Genomic DNA, 17,889 nt, shown 5'->3' on the forward strand with positions numbered 1-17,889 from the left:
ACAGCCACGGATCCCGCGACAGTGCGACGGTTGTCCTGTGGATCCCTGCGGTAGACCCTCACTGAGGGGCGGTGTCCAGCCGGAACCCAGACTGTCCCGCAACCAGGATCGCGTTGCCGTCGATGACCCCGGCCGCATCATTGGATGGGCTCTCAGGGGATCTCAAATCACGTGCCTGGGGTACCTCTGGATACAACATGCAAGGACCGCCGCTGCTCGTTCGTCCAATGGCTGCTCCGTCGATATGGGCTGCCGGCCAACCGGTTATTGGGCTCTCCCCAATGGAGAGGTTCGCCCTCGGCCGGTCGCTGCCGGCTTTGAGTTTCACCTCCTGCGGAGACGAGACCGCAGTAGGAACGGATGCGCCGCCGGCGGCACCACTGGCAACCAGTAGACCGACAGCCGTCTTGGTATCCTGCATCTTCACTTCTGTGGGATTAGGGAGTACATCGGTCCCTGGTAAGCAACAGCCACGCCGGTGGCTCCGAGACGGCTGCTGAACTCGTCTGCCGAAGTAAGCCCACAGCTGCAAAACGGGCCGCGTCGACAGCACAGGTGACGATGAGGTCCGCTGTGGGCGTTACTCTGAAATTCAACTGGCTGGTGAACTGGCCTTCAATCCAGAGATGAGATCCTCCCCAGGCCTCCGGCCGCGGCAGCGTTGAGGTCAACGAGGGGCGTGAGAACATCGCCCAACGATTCTGTTGGGCGTACGGCGATCCGAAGAAGCTCCAGAAGGTTCCGGTTAAGGCGCCAATCGCCGCAGCCGCGGCGATCTGCAGCACGATCGTGCTGTCCGCCGGCCTGCTGTTCGGCGCTACCGCTTGCGGCGCAGATGAGCCTGCCAAAGTCGACAAGGCTGCAGCTGCCGAGGAGAAGGCAAAGCTCACTGCGGCCGGCTCTGCGTACACCATAGAGAAGTTCTTTAGGGCGAGCACTTCAGATGCGATTGCTGCTACTTTCCCCCGGATCACACCGATGCGAAGACGTTCTCTGAGGGTTGTTCTGCCCACCGATCCGGAGACGAAGGCTTGTGGCCTTGCAGCTGCAATGGCCACTTCGCACTGGTAAAGGTCCCGGTCCCGAGGGCTGAGCCTCGATGTCCGTGGATGAGTCCAAGATCGTCGTCAAGGACCGCACTGATTCTGTTCCTGTCGAAACTATTTCTGTGAAGTCCGACTGCATTTCGCAAACCCGACGTCACATTTGGGGTTATCCGAATATTAGCGAAGAACGCCGGGGCAACTCTGGTACATTCCACGCCATGTCTCAAATCTCAATAGCTGCCCGTCAATTTGCGGCCATCACAGTCCTCATCGGTTCCACGGCAGTATTGAGCGCGTGCACTTCCACGCCCGCCGAGGCCGAAGGAAGCGGCATTCCGACCCATCTTCCGTCAGCTCCGCCGTCATTGACGGCCGACGACCACAAGGAAGCGGAATGGGAGAAGAACGGCTTCGACATCATCAATGGAGATAAAGTCACGGCGCCGGACGGGTCGACCTACCAGAAGATTGTCCTGGCACCTGGAGACGTCACCGGTGCAGCCGCGGAATGGGACCGGAACTACAGGGTCTTGGAGGGAGCCGGGTGGACCCGCGAAGAGTACATGGAAGGATTTCGGCTCGTTTCGGAGTACGGCGTCACTGAACTCCTTGACTCTGTTGCCCTGGAAACCGGCAGTGAAGGGGTGGACGAGTGGCGCAGATCCGGGGCTCCCGAGAAGTACTTCGGTCCGGCTATGCTCGGCGACCCCGGTTTGTTCGCGGTCCCCAGTCCGGTTCTCGTAACAGCCTCTGAAGCAGACGGGCTACCTCCGATCATTCCCCAGCTCGTCCACGACGGGAAGCCGCGTGCTGCGTCCGTGCGCGTTCAGATGGATCCGAGCATCGGCACAGCGATCGTCGGAGACAACGGCGAATACCTCCAGGTCCCCCTAGCATTCGAAGTCCTCTACCGCGTCTCCCCGGAGGCTTTCAAGGACTTCGCCGCCGCGAACCCCCGAGTGGACTCCGAGATTCCGGAGACTGAAAGCGTCTACCGGGTCTCCGGGGAATGGACCGCATTGGTTGGCAGGACTGCCGACGGCAGCATGAAAATCGAAGGAGCCCAGTTCTACGGGGAAACCGAGTACGGACAGTCCTAGGGAGCCGTCTGGCCCAGGCGCCCCGCGGCCCGGCGTGTTTTTGAGTCGGTTTGAGGGCCGGTTAGCCGAAGGCATGCCATCAGCGGTAGTCATCGGGGTTGAGGCTGAGCCCTGCAGCGGCGTCGCTCAACGAGGAGCTTTGGCCCTCCGCTGTGCACTCAGGAACGGTGTGGGCTATCTCGATGACTTAGATCAGAGGCCGCGGCACGTTGTAGAGCTCGAACGACATCACGATGCCTTCAGCGCGGCGATACCCGCCTCAAAACAGAATCCCACCTCCGTCCACCAGGTGAGGGTTCTGTTTTGAGGCGAGCTTTCAGACGCTGTGTTAGCCGCCTGCTCCGGTGGGCTTCGGCTCGACGCGCCAGCCCCTTATCGGGAGACCTGGCACACCGCGCCACGCCTGGTTGCACTTGCCGCAGGCGATGTGGACGTCGTGCTCGCGGAATCCAGGTATGTTGTCATGCTCTTCGATCATGGACCCGCGGCCACAGGGGCACAGAAATTCAAGACGCTCGATCGTCCCTGCACCTACGCCCCAACCTGGAACGGCCTCTTCGGTACTGCTCATGTCCTCGGTGGGAGACTCATGTCCCCCGATCAGCTCCGGCGGCGCGGTCCTCGCCCACTCAACGATCGCTTCCAACGCTGCGTCAAACGCTGTCGGTATGGCTGAAATCTCCCGAAGGATATCCAGCAGATCCTGAGCATTGACAGCGATGCGGTGGGAGCTGCTCTCGATTCCGTCGAAGTAATCGCCGGCTAGGTCGCCTACTATGTCATCGCGATCTGCTGGCTGGATCAGCCACTCGTGGAACGGATAAACCTCCGTTGACGGCGTTGGCATCTGCAAGCGACTCACAACAAGCTCACCGGCCGCACACTGCTCAAGGGCTGTCTTCAAGTGTGTGAACCCCGCGGGCCGGTAGTGGTGCGCTTTGGGCTGGCTCTCTGAAATGACGATGCGCCTGACGTAACCATGTTCTTGCTCAGATATTCCAATCAACAAGTTCAGCCCGCCGTCTGCGACCAGCGGAAGCCCCAGCGCTGCCGCCGCCCAAATGAGGCGGCCGTTGGAGACATAGGAGCATTGAGCGCGAAGGAACTTCTCAGCAGTGTGCTTCAGCGTGTAGCTGCTCACCGTAGGTGTTTCTCCTGGTGTGAGGGGAGTGAACATCCGCAGGAAATCTGTAATCAGAGCCAGTTCGACAAAGTCGCTAGTCCGGTTGAATCTCTACTGAGTATCTGCGTTGAAGCCGGATTCGCCAAGGACGAAGTCGCCGTCGTCCGCACCGATCAGCGGGTGGTCATTGAGGGTGTTGATCAGCTGCCGCGCGCTGACCCATTCACCGAGAAGCTTTTGGGCCAGCGGTGACTCAGTCTGACGCAGTACGGTCGTGTGGTTCGTGCCGACATATCCTGCCCAGGCACGCGCATCCTGCTTGGTCTTGCGATCGCGGGCGGGGTGTTGTTGGAGTCCATCTCGATCTTCAATCTGGGCATACACCCCACGCCTGTAAGCCCTGTCATTAAAGAGAGATATGTTTATGCAGGTACTTCGTGACTGGATCTGTGGCAGTTGTCTTCAGTGTCATCATCAACGGCTCAGATCGTCCAGCAGGCCATGACCCACGGGCTACAACGGCCAACGCCCACACGGCAGCCTCGGAGGCAAAGCACCCATCACCCCGTGTAACTAACGTGCTGTCTGAGTACAACTAGCCGGCGGTGCAGCCTAGGAGTAGGCCCCCTTATTCTGCTTGCTTCAACATACGCAGCGCCGGTGCCGGCCCATCAGCGCGGCAGACGTCGATCGGACCTGCTCCCAGGACAGGATCATGGCCGGTAAACCACAGGCGGCCCTGTCGGTACGATTTAGATGCATGCCGATCGCCCGCGCATTTGCACGGGCGATCGGCATGCATCTAAATCGTTCTCGATACCTATGTGTCTCGGTGCTGCTTCGGTTTGATAAGACGTGCAGCGACTGCCCAGACGACCAGGATAATGAGAGCGGTAATGAGCAGTTGCAAGAGACTGATTGGGCCATTCAGGATTACCGCATAAATGAAAACGGCAACGAGGAACAAGACAGACGGACCTATCCAATTGATCGTTTTACGATTCAACATTTTGCCTCGATTCTACTCGTGTGCTTGGCTCCAGGATCTTCCCAAGCCTAACTCTGAGAGATCAGCAGCGGCGAGACAAGAGCGACGCCAATCCCAGTTACGACAGTGCATGTCAAGCTGTTGTTAGAGCACCACGCCTGGGCTGCTTCATAGCCCTGCTTGATCTCCTCCCAGACATCACGCTGGCCGGGCTGGATCTGGAGCACTACTTCCCAGTTCTCCAGGAGTGCATAGGTACCTGTCGTGCAGTCACGAGGGTCTTTCCCTGTCCAGTCTTGGACGGTCGTACCGACTTGGCACTGGGCGTAACTTCCGTCCGCGGGGCTGGCCTGAGCCGGTGCGGCAATGAATGTGAGTCCCATTGCGACGAACAGTCCGGCAACCAAAGTGGCCAGATATTTCTTCATGCTATTCATGACATCCTCCTATTGATAGTCTCTATCTTTCGGACGCCTAAGCGACGGTATCACTATTTATTTTTAATGCAACCCATATTTTCATAATTCTCAACCCAATGATTTAGTACATGCAAAGTGATGCTCATTTCGACAGTCATGGCACACGCCTTCCGATAACGGGTAATTAGACGACCCAGCTGATGCACTGATGTTGCTCTGACAAGGGATAACATGCAAAAACATTCCCCCGCATGCGTCGGGATCGCCGTATGGTCAGGACAGGAGTAAAGGGGGCCCCGGAACGATAAGGCTGACGCGTCAGCAACGAGGATTCGACCTATGGCCATAGCGACACTGGCCGCCTCGGCCGTTCTCGACGCCTCAATGCTCTTCTTTACAGCTCCCGCCAGCGCACAGATGGTGTGCTCGGATGGCAGTCCCGTGACTGCCTCAGGTGTGCAACTGGGTTGACGACAACCCCGACCCGAGCCATGACAGCTTCAGGCCGCAGCGGTGAGACCGACATCGGAGAGACGTTGACCTGCCTAATGGCGGGAAGGGATGGCGTCATGGTTGCGTAACCCATGACGGGTAACGGTCCGTTCAGCAGGATGTGATCGTTGTGAACCACCCGTGCCGGACAGGACGAGAGCCAAAGAACTCGCCGTGCCATCAGTTCACGACTCCCATCCCTCTTCACCGGCCGAAGGCCTTCCTCCCGGCCACACACCAACGACCACCAACCTTCCCTCATGACCGGCACTCTCCCGGGCGCGGCCCCTACCACCACCCGAGCCCCATGACCCAGGCACCCAAACCTGGTGGCGCCCAACCGCCGGTCGCAGGCCTCATCGCCCAAGCACCTCCGTGTGCGGTGATGGATGACGCGTACGCAGTTGATGGCACGCGTGGCAGCAACGGGAGGGTCTGCCCGAAGGGCGGTGAAGGCCCGCTGTGGGCGTGATCGAACGGAGGGTGACATCGTCGGGGGACAGCAGAGTCGTGGATGAGAGCAGGATTGTGTGGGCAGATGCCGTAAGTGAGCAGCACACGAGCCAAATCGAGGCCGCGGCGGTGACCAGACGTGAATGAATGAGGTCCAAGCAGCGCACATAAACCGATTGAACCGCTTATCTACAGTGAGAGAAGCGGGGACCCGTTCGCTGGGCGAACACCGGGATTTGCGCCCTGCGCCACGAGAGCACTCGTGGGCGCGGGCCCCGGGAGACCCCGGAACGCCAATTCCTGACGGCCGCCCGTATCGCTTCAAGGGCTGCCATATCAAGTGCCTGCGGTCGGCAGCGCAGCCCTAGACATCAGGCTGCGTCCCTTGCAGCGCGTTCAAATCCAAGCGTGCACGGTCGCGCGCTCATAGCGGACGAATCCATGCAACTTGAGTGGGCGCGGTCCCACACCGTTGGAGCTCCAGTTAGCAAGCGTCTTCGGTGAGACCTGCAGCCAGAGGCTGCAACTTCAACTCTGGTCAGGAGCTGGTCCGGCAGACTTTCGCCGGAGCCCGGTTCCACTAATTTGTGTTTCTGCATAGTGGTTTCTATGCGTGCCGCTCCCCGACGGCTGACAGCTTTTTCAGCGAAAGCGTGTCGTAAGCGTGTCGTGGGCCCTTTTCGTCCCATGAGAAAACCCCTCCTGATCTGGCGTTTCACCTGATCAGAAGGGGTGTGGGATGAAGCAGTGGAGCCCCCTGCCGGATTCGAACCGGCGACCCCCTGTTTACAAGACAGGTGCTCTGGCCAACTGAGCTAAGGAGGCGTGGCCGGCAAACCGGCCGCGCGCCGTCGTCGTCGTCCCTTACCGAAACGACAAAACAGCGCTAGACAAGATTAGCCCAGAGCAGCCTCCGGAACGAAACCATCACAAGGTTCCGTTCCGGAGGACACTCCGGCACTCAGGTGCAGCTACGCCGCAGCCTCTGCCTTGTTGGCATCGATCGCTGCCTGGACCGTCTCAACGAAGGTGTTCAGGTCGCCCTCGGAGCCGTTGATGTAGACGGTGGGGGTGCCGCTCACCTCGGCCGCACGGGCCATGGAATCTGCGTACTTCACAAAGGTGCGGAAGCCGTCGCCGGTGATGCAGTCTTCGACCCCGGAGGCACCGGCGGATTCGGCCATGTCAACCAGGGCAGCGTTGTCGATTTCCCCGTTCGGGTACTGGGCGAAGATGGCCTTCATAAAGCCCCAGTAGGACTCAGGGCTGGAATCGGCCACGCAGGCAGCCGCATTGGCGCCGCGCGAAGAGTAGTTCGTGGGAGATCCGCGGTCCAGGAAGGCAACCGTGCGGTATTCGTACGTGACCTCTCCGGCGTCGAGCCACGACTCGATCTGTGCGCCGTAGGTGGAGGCGAAGTCCGCGCAGTGCACGCAGTTAACGTCCACGTATTCGACGATCTGGACGGGCTCGCCCGGGGCAGCAGCTTCCACGCCGGCAGGAACGGTCTCACCGGCGGCGTTGGTGGTGGTTGCCTCGGGCAGGTTGTTGACGTCCACCTCCAGCGGTTCCGTCGGTTCCAGCGAGGAAGACGAGGTGAGGGTGATGCCGCCGTTGATGTTGCTGTTGGCCGGCGCAGGGCCTGCATCCGGAATCCCGCCGCGGACGCTGTTGATCACAACGACGGCGATGATCACCAGAACCGCGACGATGCCGACCACAATGCCCCAGCGGGTCAGGAGCTTGTTGCGGCGTTCCTTCTTCAGCTGCTCCTCACGCAGGGCGCGTGCCTTCTCGCGCGCCGCGGCCTGGCGGTCAGCCTTGGTCGGCTTGGGGTTCCGGTCACTCATATTTCCTCATGTCTCTCAGGCGGCCACCGTACCGGCGGCATCGGGCAACACAGTGCACTAGGGACAACGATATCCCGCACGCCATCCTCAACGGTTTGGAGCGGTACAAAGGTTCCCGGGTTGGATAGAGTGGCAAAGAGACAAGTCGACTTAGGAGTGCAAAAAGTGAACGCTGTTGCCGCGGAATCGAACACCGAGATTTCTACGGACGGGTACGGCGATTACGACTTCATTGTGGTCTCCAACCGGTTGCCCGTGGACCGGGTCACGGACGCCAGCGGAGATTCCTGGCGCCGCTCCCCCGGCGGGCTGGTCACCGCCCTGGCCCCGGTGATGGCCAAGGCCGACGGCGCCTGGGTTGGCTGGCATGGCGCGCCCGATGAGACCCTGGAACCCTTCGACCACGGAAACATGCACCTGCGTCCCGTACCGCTGAGTGCCTCCGAGGTGGAGCTCTACTACGAAGGTTTCTCCAACGCCACGCTGTGGCCGCTGTACCACGACGTCATTGCGCCCCCGGAGTTCCACCGAACCTGGTGGGACTCCTACCGCACCGTGAACCGCCGCTTCGCCGAAGCCGCGGCGGAGGTCGCCGCTGAAGGGGCCACCGTCTGGGTGCAGGACTACCAGCTGCAGCTGGTGCCGCAGCTGCTGCGCAATCTCCGTCCGGATCTCAAGATCGGGTTCTTCAACCACATTCCCTTCCCCCCGCTGGAGATTTTTGCCCAGCTGCCCTGGCGCAAGGACATCATCGCCGGCCTGCTGGGTGCCGACCTGATCGGGTTCCAGCGCCCCAGCGACACCGCGAACTTCCTCCGCTGTGTCCGCCGGTTCGCGGGACACTCCGTGCGCCAGCAGCAGGTGCACGTCACCGGAGAGGACGGGTCCAGCTACGTTTCGCGCGCGGAGGCCTTCCCGATTTCCATTGACGTCAGCCAGATCACCGAACTCGCCAAGCGCGAGGATGTCATTGAGCGGTCCAAGCAGATCCGCCGCGAACTCGGCAACCCCAAGGTCATCCTGCTCGGTGTGGACCGCCTGGACTACACCAAGGGCATCAGCCACCGCCTCAAGGCCTACGGCGAGCTTCTCGAAGACGGCCGGATCAGTGTGGAGGACGCCGCCCTGATCCAGGTCGCCAGCCCCAGCCGCGAGCGCGTGGAACAGTACCGGCTGCTCCGCGAAGAAGTCGAAGGCACCGTTGGCCGGATCAACGGCACCTACGACACCATGTCCAACACCGCCATCCGCTACCTGCACCACTCCTACCCGGTGGAGGAAATGGTTGCCCTCTACCTGGCCTCCGACGTCATGCTGGTCACCGCGCTGCGCGACGGCATGAATCTGGTCGCCAAGGAGTACGTGGCGGCGCGCACCGAGAACACCGGCGTGCTGGTGCTCAGCGAATTCGCCGGCGCGGCGGACCAGCTGCGCCAGGCGGTGCTGGTCAATCCGCACGACATCGACCGGCTCAAGGACGCGGTTGTTAATGCCATCAACATGCCGCCGCGTGAGGCCCAGCGCCGCATGCGGCTGATGCGCCGCCAGGTTCTGCAGAACGACGTCGAACGCTGGTCGCAGAACTTCCTCAATGCCCTGCGAATGGAAGGTGAGCAGCAGTGATCCCTCTGGAGCTCCGCACCGCCCTGGCCACGCTGTCCACGGCGGATGAACTGCTGGTCGCCACGGACTTCGATGGCGTGATGGCGCCCCTGGTCAAACGCGCGGAAGACGCCCGCCCGCTGCCGGAGTCCGCGGCCGCCCTGCGCTCCCTGGCCGAGGTGCCGCACACGGCTACCGCCCTGATTTCCGGGCGTGCGCTGGCGAGCCTGCGCCACGCCGCCAGCCCGGAACCGGAAACTCTGCTGGTGGGCAGCCACGGCGCCGAGACCTGGACCGGGCCCAACGCCGAACCGCTGCAGCTCACGCCGGAACAGGCGGACCTGCTGGCCCGGGCCCGGCAGGCCGTCGCGTCCGTGGTGGATTCCTCTCCCGGCTGCCGGCTCGAGGACAAGCCCGCCGGCGTCGTTCTGCACACCCGCGAAGCCGCGGACGACGTCGCCTCCGCAGCGGTGGATGCCGCCCGCCTCCGGCTGGGCGAGCTGGACGGCGTGCAGGTCACGGACGGCAAGCGGGTGCTCGAGGCGTCGGTGGTGCATTCGAACAAGGGCGAAGCGATCCGCGCGCTGCGTGAACTGACCGGCGCGACGGCGGTGCTCTTCGCCGGCGACGACGTCACGGACGAAGACGCGTTCGCTGCCCTGCAGCACGGTGATGTGGGAATTAAGGTGGGGCCCGGTGCCACGGCGGCCGGCTTTCGGGTGGACTCGCCCGAGGAATTCGGCGAAGCACTGGCGCATCTGCTGCAGCTGCGCCGCGCCGTGGAGGATTAACCCTCTCGGCCGCAGCCTTTGCTTCTGCCTCTTGACAGGCATGGCATACTGAGCGTGATGGGCGCCACACGGGGCCCATCACGCTGCTTCACAATTACATATCCACCCATTCACAACGGATCGTCGGGCACGTACCTGCCCGTGAAGGGAAACATCATGGCAACGGTAACGTTCGACCAAGCTACACGGCTGTACCCGGGCACTGACCGCCCCGCAGTCGACAATCTCAGCCTCGAGATCGCCGACGGCGAATTCCTGGTCCTCGTAGGCCCCTCCGGCTGCGGCAAATCCACCTCCCTGCGCATGCTGGCCGGCTTGGAAGACGTTGATTCCGGACGCATCCTCATCGGTGACCGTGACGTCACCGATGTCCCGCCCAAAGACCGCGACATTGCCATGGTGTTCCAGAACTATGCGCTCTACCCGCACATGTCTGTCGCGGACAACATGGGCTTCGCGCTGAAGATCGCCGGAGTTCCCAAGGAAGAACGGCTGGACCGGGTCCGCGAGGCGGCAAAGCTGCTGGACCTCGAGGAATATCTGGACCGCAAGCCCAAGGCGCTCTCCGGTGGCCAGCGCCAGCGGGTGGCCATGGGACGCGCCATCGTGCGTAACCCGCAGGTCTTCCTGATGGATGAGCCGCTCTCCAACCTTGACGCCAAGCTCCGGGTCCAGACCCGCACGCAGATCGCGTCCCTGACCCGCCGGCTGGGTGTCACCACTGTCTACGTCACCCACGACCAGGTGGAGGCCATGACCATGGGTGACCGGGTGGCGGTGCTCAAGGACGGGATCCTCCAGCAGGTGGATACCCCGCGCAACCTCTACGACAAGCCGATGAACGTGTTCGTTGCCGGTTTTATGGGCTCGCCCGCTATGAACCTGCTCGAACTGCCGGTCACGGAAGGCGGAGTCACCTTCGGCGGCACTGTCTACCCGGTGCCGCGGAGCATCCTCGATGCGGCCGCCGGCAATACCGTCACGTTCGGAGTGCGGCCCGAAGACATGGACGTGGCTGCTCCCGGTGAGGGGTTGAAGGTGGAAGTGGACGTAGTCGAGGAGCTCGGGGCAGACGCCTTCGTCTACGGCCACACCTTCCTGGACGGCCAGGAGTACGACATCACGGCCCGGGTGGATGCCCGGAAGCCGCCGGCCAAGGGCGACACCCTGTATGTCCGCCCCAAGCCGGGCCACGTGCACCTGTTTGACACCAGCACCGGTAAGCGGCTCGCGGACGAGGCGTAGCTCCAGCAACTCTGTGCACGTGCGGTGGTCTTTCCCCTGAACTAGACTGCAGGGAGAGGCCACCGCACCGGTTTAACCGGTTAAGACAGAGTCCACAGAAGGCATACCGCCCATGACTGAAGCTGCGCGCGCCAACCAGCGCGATGTACCCACGGACCAAGAGCAGTCGAAACCCTCCCCGCTGGAGACGGCCAATGCATCCCAGGCCCCGTTGGGTTCCCTGCACATTACTGCCGCCTCAATGGACCCGGCGCTGCTGGATCTGCCGTGGTCCATTCCGCTGGAGGACTGGCCCAAGGAAAACCTCGCAGCCCTCCCCCGCGGCATCTCCAGGCACGTTGTCCGGTTCGCCAAGCTCGGCGATTCCCTGATCGCCATCAAGGAGACCAGCGAGCGGGTGGCTCTGCGGGAGTACGAAATGCTTCGCAAGCTCCGGCGGCTCAACATTCCCTGTGTTGCCCCCGTGGCGGTGATTACCGGCCGCACCGACCTGAACGGGGACGAGCTCGCCCCGGTGCTGGTGACCCGGCACCTGCGCTTCTCCCTGCCCTACCGTGCGGTCTTCTCACAGACCCTGCGCGCGGTGACGTTGACCCGGTTGATCGATGCCCAGGCGCTGCTGCTGGTCCGCCTGCATCTCGCGGGCTTCTACTGGGGTGATGTGTCGCTCTCCAACACGCTCTTCCGGCGCGATGCCGGGGCGTTCGCGGCTTACCTGGTTGACGCTGAAACGGGTGAACTGTATCCCGAGCTCTCGCCCGGGCAGCGCGAGTACGACCTTGAGATAGCCCGGGTGAACATTGCCGGTGAACTTATGGACCTGGCTGAGGGCGGCCTGATCGAGGAAGACGTCGATCCACTGGCCACCAGCGAACGCATCATGGACAGCTACCGGAACCTTTGGGCTGAACTCACCGAGCAGGAGTCCTTCGAGCTCGGTGACCGCTGGCGGGTCAACGCCCGGATTCGCCGCCTGAATGATCTGGGGTTCGACGTCGACGAACTCACCATCCGCACCACCCCTGACGGCTCCCAGGTGCAGCTGCAGCCCAAGGTGGTCGACGCCGGCCATCACCAGCGCCGTCTGCTCCGCCTCACCGGGCTGGACGCCCAGGAAAACCAGGCCCGCCGGCTGCTGAACGACCTGGACTCCTACCGCGCGGACAACCATCCCGACCTCGATGAAGAGCTCAGTGCGCACCTCTGGGTCACCCAGGTTTTCGAACCGATCGTGAAGTCAGTGCCGCGTGAGCTGGGCAGCAAACTGGAACAGGCAGAAGTGGTCCATGAGGTCCTGGAACACCGCTGGTACCTCTCTGAAAAGGAAAACCGGAACGTAGGCCTTGCCGAAGCGGTGCAGTCCTACCTCGATACGGAGCTGCGGCACCGCCGGGATGAAGCTGCGATCCTGCTCAATCCGGACACCAAAACCATGCGCATCCTCGAGGGCGGCGGAACGCCGGACCAGCCCTAGCTGCCTATGCGAAAGGCCGGGCCCGAGGGCCCGGCCTTTCGCGGGATTTACAGGTTGTGCAGCGTTACAGCTGTCTCAGCCCCTAGAGCGACTGTTCGAATCCCGAGGAATTGACGTTGCACTCATAGGTCATACCGTCGACGACGTGGGTCCCCGTGCCGTACTCCGCACAGACTTCCACAACGTTGACAACCGCACCGGCGGCAAACACGAAAATGAAAATCGTAATCAGCAGGGTGATCAGGAAGACGATGGCACCCACGATGATGCCGGCCAGAGCAACACCGTTGCGTTCGTTGGCCTTACGTGCCTGGACCAGGCCCACGATGCTCAGGATCAGGCCCACCAGTGAGGCATACGGGATGAAGATCAAGCAGGACAGCACCAGCCCAACGATTCCCAGGACCCTTCCGGGCTTCTGCGCGGGAGTCTGATACGTCCCGGGGTAACCGTAGTTTGGCGCACCGCCAGGAGCCCCCTGGCCATAAGGAGCCTGCTGCCCATAAGGCTGCCCATAAGGGGCCTGCTGGCTAAAGGGCTGCTGCTGACCGTAGGGCTGTTGCTGACCATAAGCGGGCGGCTCGCCGTAAGGGCCCTGCTGGCCGAAAGACTCCTGCGTCCCGGCCTGTTCGCCGTACTGTCCGTAGAGCGGCTGGGTGGGTGCCTCAGCGCTGGGCGGTGTGCTGTCGGATGGCTGAGCGCTGCCGGACGTCGGGGTGTCGCCGGACGTCGGCGCGCTGGGGCGAGCCGGTGCGGCAGACCCGGCGTTCCGCTCCCCCGGCGTGGATTCGTTGGGCGGCTGTCCCGGCGCAGCGAAGCCGTTCGGCTCGCCGGCCGCCTGACCGGCGTCGTCGTTGCGGTTCTCTGGCATGTTTCCCCCTGGGGCGCTCATCGTCAGTTGCTGGCCGGCGGACAGCTGCAGCTGTTCCGGCAATCGCCGCCAGTCTATCCTGCAGCGTTCCGGCTAGGCTGGGTCCGTAAGGGTGCTTCCCCACGTCAGCGGCCTGTCCAGGTGCATTCCGGGCTCGGGTGCCCGGCTGTGCAACCGGGGCCGCGCAGCTGTGGGAACAATCACCACCATATTTAGGCACAGGCGCCGGGAACCCGGCGTTAACCCATAGGTAAGCAGCCTGACCAGCGTGAAAAGGATGATTCTGTCCATGGACAATGCCCTCCGCGAAACCTCAAGAACTTCAACAGAGCTCCAGCTGGTGCCGGTCCATGAGGCTTCCGCTGAACGCGACCGTCAGTGGTGGCGCTCCAGCGTGATCTACCAGATCTACCCCCGTTCCTTCCGCGACCTCCGCGGCGACGGCATCGGTGACCTTCCCGGCATCACCGCCGAAATCCCCGCCCTCGCCGAACTGGACATCGACGCCATCTGGCTCTCCCCGTTCTACAAATCCCCCCAGAAAGACGCCGGCTACGACGTCGCCGACTACTGCTCCGTCGACCCCCTCTTCGGCACCCTGGAAGACTTCGATGCCCTCGTCGCCACCGCAAAGGCACACAGCATCCGGGTGATCGTTGACCTGGTCCCCAACCACTGCTCCGACCAGCATCCCCTCTTCCAGGCCGCCCTCGCCGCCCCGGAAAACTCCCCCGCCCGGGACATGTTCATCTTCCGCGACGGCACCGGAGAAAACGGCGAAAACCCGCCAAACAACTGGCAGTCCCACTTCGGCGGTCCCGCCTGGACCCGCATCACCAACCCCGACGGCACCCCGGGCCAGTGGTACCTGCACCTCTTCGACTCCACCCAGCCCGACTTCAACTGGGACAACCCCGCCGTCCACAAGGAATTCGAACGCATCCTGCGCTTCTGGCTCGACCGCGGCGTCGGCGGCTTCCGCGTGGACGTCGCGCACGCCCTGATCAAAAAGTCCGGTCTCCCGGACTGGGGCGGCCGCGCCGACGGCGCCTCCATCGAAGGCTTCCCCGGCCACGAGGCACCCATGTTCGGCCAAGCCGGAATCCACGACATTTACCGGTCCTGGCGCAAAATCCTCGAGGACTACGACGGCGACCGCGTGCTCTGCGCCGAAGCCACCATCGACCCGCTGGACCGGCTCACCGACTGGGTCCGGTCCGACGAAATGCACCAGGCCTTTAACTTCGCCTACCTCCACCACCCCTGGGACGCCGGGAATCTGCGCAGCACCATCGAAACCTCCCTCAAAGCGTTCGACAAGGTCGGTGCCCCCACCACCTGGGTGCTCTCCAACCACGACGTCGTCCGCCACGTCTCCCGGTTCGGGCTGCAGAGCCATGATCTGCGCAGCGGCGACGGGATCGGGCCCGACGATGCCCAGCCGGACCACGTCCTCGGACTGTCCCGGGCACGTGCGGCAACCCTGCTGATGCTCGGCCTGCCCGGCGGGGTCTACCTCTACCAGGGCGAGGAACTCGGCCTGCCCGACCACACCATGATTCCGCACGCCTACCGGCAGGATCCGACGTTCCACCGGACGGATGGTGTCCGCGTGGGCCGGGACGGCTCGCGGGTGCCATTGCCCTGGGTGGCGGACGCGCCGTCGTACGGGTTCAGCAGCACCGGCAAGTCCTGGCTGCCGCAGCCGGAAGTCTGGGGCACCCATTCCAGGGATATCCAGGAACGGAACCCGGATTCCACACTGCACATGTATAAGACAGCCCTCAGGCTGCGGCAGGAACTCGGCCTGGGCCACGGGTCGCTGGCCTGGTGGCCGGAGCACGATGCCGAGGGCGTTGTTGCTTTCGTGAACAACGGGGTGCTGGTGGCGATGAACATGGGCACCGAACCCGTGGAGCTGCCGGAATTCGAGATCCTGCATCAAAGCTCGCCGGGGGCCATGGAGCACACCCGGCTCCGCCCCAACCGGACGGTCTGGATGCGGGTAGCCTAGGGGCAGCTTCCTCCGGGTGAGGCCAGCGGTTAGGTGCCGGGGATGGCCTTGCCCGGGTTCAGGATTCCCGCCGGGTCAAAGACGGCTTTGACCCGGCGCTGGAGTTCGAGCACCTCGGCCTGCTGTTCCTGGGACAGCCAGCGGAGCTTGAACTGTCCCACACCGTGTTCGCCGGTGATGGTTCCGCCCAGCCCCAGGGCAACAGTGATGGATTCGTCCAGGGCTGCGTCCAGGCGGGCCGCACCTGCGGCGCCCTCCGCGGTGCTGACCCAGAAGGTCGGGTGCAGGTTGCCGTCTCCGGCGTGGGCCACAACCTTGAGCCGGACGCCATGATCGCGGGCCATCCGCTCGAGTTCCGCCACGTAGTGCACCAGCTGGGAGCGCGGCACAGCCACGTCTTCTCCAACCCGCAGCTCGTGGTCGACGGCGTCTCCGCGGCTGTGCCGGCGCAGTTCCACCAGGCGCTCGGCTTCAGCCGACCCGGCAGAAGTGACCGTTCCGCCGAGTCCGGACAGGACGGTACGGACGGCGTCCGCTTCGGCCTCGGCGCCGAAGCCGTCGGTCTGGATCAGGAGCAGCGCCCCGCCCCGGGTGCCGAGGTCCGAGCCATGGGCGCCGTCGAGCGCTGCCATCGTGGCGCCGTCGAGCAGTTCCATGATCGCGGGCTGGACTCTGGCCGCGCCGACGGCGAGCACACCGGCCGCAGCGGTCCGGAAGTCAGGGAAAAAGGCCGCGACGGTCCGTACCTCCCGCGGCAGGTAGCGCAGCCGGACGGTGATTCCCACAACGACGCCGAGGGTTCCTTCCGACCCGGTGAACAGGCCGGTCAGGTCGTACCCGGCGACACCCTTGAAGGTTGCGTGCCCGGTGTGGATCAGCGTTCCATCCGCCAGCACCACGTCCAGCGCCAGCACCGAGTCACGGGTCACTCCGTACTTGGTGCAGCGCAGCCCGCCGGCGTTGGTGGCGACGTTACCGCCGATGGTGGAAATCCGGTAGCTGGCCGGATCAGGCGCATACATCAGACCGTGCGGCCGGACGGCTTCGTTGAGGTCGGCATTAATCACGCCCGGTTCGACGACGGCGAGTTCATCACCTGCCCGAATGTCCAGGATCCGGTTCATCTTCTCCAGGCTCAGGACAATGCAGTTGCGGGTGGCATGGGCTCCGCCCGAAACACCGGTGCCGGCTCCGCGCGGCACCACGGCCGTGTTTGTGCGCGAGGCCCAGCGCAGGATGTTCTGTACATCGGCCACGGTTTCCGCCCACACGACTGCCAGCGGTTCTACGAGTTCCTGCACCGGCCCCTGGTCTTTGGCATACGCTGCCAGGGTGGTCGAATCGGTCGCCAGGGAAACGCCGGGAAGGGCAAGCGCTAGGTCGTGCAGAACATCGGTGGTCATATGCAGAAGGCTACCGGGCGCCCATGAACCGGGCGTAACGTTGCAGGACATTGCGCCATTGTCCGGCCAGCCGGTCACGGACCTCCAAGCCATCGGGGAGCCGGCCGAAGCCCGAGTGCTGCACCGAAACACGGGTGTGGTTTTCCTGCGGCTCGAACCTCAGCTCGACAGTGGTTGGGACTGCTGGGCTGTGTCCCAGGAACCAGTCCATGGTCAACAGCTCATCCGGGCGGATTTCCCGGACCGTCCCCCAGAGCGCGCGCTCCTCATCGAGGCTCGTCTCCGTCAGGGAACCGCCCTCGAACTCCGGGTGCATCCCTTCGCCGAAGGTGCTGAACTCAGCGGGCCACCACAGGTGCAGGTACTCGTGGAAACCGCTGAACGCTTCCTCCGTTTCACGGGGAACGGTGCAGGATTCCACGATGTCGGCGACGGCGGCTGTGCCCTGCTGCGGCTCGGGGTCCGGGGCGTGGGAGAACAAGGAGGAAGTCATACCTCAAGCCTAAGTACTCCGGTGCCCGGCGAATCTACCCGGTTCCGATGCTGAGCGCGGGGCAGGGCTGACAACATGTCGGTGAGTGTGCAGGTCTGGCGACCTCACCCGCCCTCGCCCGCGCTGGATGTGCAGGTATGGCGGCTTCCGCGGCTCTCGCCCGCGCTGGATGTGCAGGTATGGTGACCTCACCCGCCCTCGCCCGCGCTGGATGTGCAGGTATGGTGACCAAGATCGCGCGGAGGTCGCCATATCTGCACATCGACCGTCGGCGGCCGTGGGATTCCGGGGCCAGATCCGGAGGCGCAGGCCATTGCCCAGCCCGTCAGCCGTCCAGGCCCTCAGCCGCCAGGCCCAGCAGGTGTTGCCGGGTATTCCCGGTCCCGGACTCACCCCAGGAACCACGAAACCGTTGCGGGTGTTAAACACTTCAGGCCCCGCACCAATAGTGCGGGGCCTGAAACGGGCCAGGAAGAAACCTGGTCTTCTAATGATTGTCCGGCGGTGACCTACTCTCCCACACCC

General features: G+C 63.4%; 14 protein-coding genes and 1 tRNA gene. 6 read left to right on the forward strand and 9 right to left on the reverse strand.

All coding sequences use genetic code 11. The annotated features are described in order from the left end of the window. Window positions 1-437 precede the first annotated feature (437 nt). Entirely contained in the window at window positions 438-1,058 is a 621-nt protein-coding gene (locus H9639_RS15260) for a hypothetical protein (RefSeq protein ID WP_191808918.1), read from the reverse strand. Between the two features lie 206 nt (window positions 1,059-1,264). Here H9639_RS15260 and H9639_RS15265 point away from each other — a divergent pair, with 206 nt between their 5' ends. Beyond that, on the forward strand, window positions 1,265-2,146 hold the full coding sequence (locus H9639_RS15265; RefSeq protein WP_191808919.1) for a hypothetical protein: 882 nt from the start codon (window positions 1,265-1,267) through the stop codon (window positions 2,144-2,146). Window positions 2,147-2,474: 328 nt separating this feature from the next. On the opposite strand, the gene H9639_RS15270 is transcribed toward H9639_RS15265, so the two are convergent. The 5 genes from H9639_RS15270 to H9639_RS15290 all read right to left on the reverse strand — a co-directional run bounded on the left by H9639_RS15270 (window position 2,475) and on the right by H9639_RS15290 (window position 7,471). Further along, complete coding sequence (locus H9639_RS15270) at window positions 2,475-3,287, reverse strand: hypothetical protein (protein WP_191808920.1); 813 nt, start codon at window positions 3,285-3,287, stop codon at window positions 2,475-2,477. Window positions 3,288-3,380: 93 nt separating this feature from the next. After that, window positions 3,381-3,653 (reverse strand): hypothetical protein, encoded by a 273-nt coding sequence (locus H9639_RS15275; protein ID WP_191808921.1) that lies wholly within the window; start codon window positions 3,651-3,653, stop codon window positions 3,381-3,383. Between the two features lie 672 nt (window positions 3,654-4,325). Beyond that, window positions 4,326-4,694, reverse strand: a complete 369-nt coding sequence (locus tag H9639_RS15280) for a hypothetical protein (RefSeq protein WP_191808922.1) — start codon at window positions 4,692-4,694, stop codon at window positions 4,326-4,328. A 1,675-nt stretch (window positions 4,695-6,369) separates the two neighbouring features. Further along, window positions 6,370-6,446, reverse strand: a tRNA-Thr gene (locus H9639_RS15285). Window positions 6,447-6,592: 146 nt separating this feature from the next. Continuing rightward, window positions 6,593-7,471 (reverse strand): DsbA family protein, encoded by an 879-nt coding sequence (locus H9639_RS15290; protein WP_191808923.1) that lies wholly within the window; start codon window positions 7,469-7,471, stop codon window positions 6,593-6,595. A 165-nt stretch (window positions 7,472-7,636) separates the two neighbouring features. Here H9639_RS15290 and H9639_RS15295 point away from each other — a divergent pair, with 165 nt between their 5' ends. From H9639_RS15295 to H9639_RS15310, 4 genes are all read left to right on the forward strand, one after another. Continuing rightward, the gene (locus tag H9639_RS15295) at window positions 7,637-9,094 is read left to right on the forward strand and encodes an alpha,alpha-trehalose-phosphate synthase (UDP-forming) (protein ID WP_191808924.1); all 1,458 of its coding nucleotides are present in this window, start codon (window positions 7,637-7,639) and stop codon (window positions 9,092-9,094) included. Then, window positions 9,091-9,864, forward strand: a complete 774-nt coding sequence (otsB, locus tag H9639_RS15300; RefSeq protein WP_318242119.1) for a trehalose-phosphatase — start codon at window positions 9,091-9,093, stop codon at window positions 9,862-9,864. The genes H9639_RS15295 and otsB overlap by 4 nt, the downstream gene beginning before the upstream one ends. Window positions 9,865-10,020: 156 nt before the next feature. Continuing rightward, a complete protein-coding gene (locus H9639_RS15305) occupies window positions 10,021-11,109 on the forward strand; it encodes an ABC transporter ATP-binding protein (RefSeq protein WP_191808925.1) in 1,089 nt (362 codons plus the stop codon). Window positions 11,110-11,221: 112 nt separating this feature from the next. After that, entirely contained in the window at window positions 11,222-12,583 is a 1,362-nt protein-coding gene (locus H9639_RS15310; protein ID WP_191808926.1) for a DUF4032 domain-containing protein, read from the forward strand. Window positions 12,584-12,665: 82 nt separating this feature from the next. On the opposite strand, the gene H9639_RS15315 is transcribed toward H9639_RS15310, so the two are convergent. Next, window positions 12,666-13,454: a DUF4190 domain-containing protein gene (locus H9639_RS15315; RefSeq protein WP_191808927.1), complete on the reverse strand. Its 789-nt coding sequence runs from the start codon at window positions 13,452-13,454 to the stop codon at window positions 12,666-12,668. 277 nt (window positions 13,455-13,731) lie between these two features. On the opposite strand from H9639_RS15315, the gene H9639_RS15320 reads away from it, so the two are divergent. Then, window positions 13,732-15,468 carry a glycoside hydrolase family 13 protein gene (locus tag H9639_RS15320; RefSeq protein ID WP_225219687.1) on the forward strand — a complete coding sequence of 579 codons (1,737 nt, stop codon included), beginning with the start codon at window positions 13,732-13,734 and terminating at the stop codon, window positions 15,466-15,468. A gap of 29 nt (window positions 15,469-15,497) precedes the next feature. On the opposite strand, the gene H9639_RS15325 is transcribed toward H9639_RS15320, so the two are convergent. Together H9639_RS15325 and H9639_RS15330 are read right to left on the reverse strand one after the other, a co-directional pair. Next, window positions 15,498-16,871, reverse strand: a complete 1,374-nt coding sequence (locus H9639_RS15325) for an FAD-binding oxidoreductase (protein WP_191808928.1) — start codon at window positions 16,869-16,871, stop codon at window positions 15,498-15,500. 10 nt (window positions 16,872-16,881) lie between these two features. Further along, entirely contained in the window at window positions 16,882-17,364 is a 483-nt protein-coding gene (locus tag H9639_RS15330) for an SRPBCC domain-containing protein (RefSeq protein ID WP_191808929.1), read from the reverse strand. Between the last annotated feature and the right edge of the window lie 525 nt (window positions 17,365-17,889).

Source organism: Arthrobacter gallicola (genome assembly GCF_014836775.1).
GTDB classification, from domain to species: domain Bacteria; phylum Actinomycetota; class Actinomycetes; order Actinomycetales; family Micrococcaceae; genus Arthrobacter_B; species Arthrobacter_B gallicola.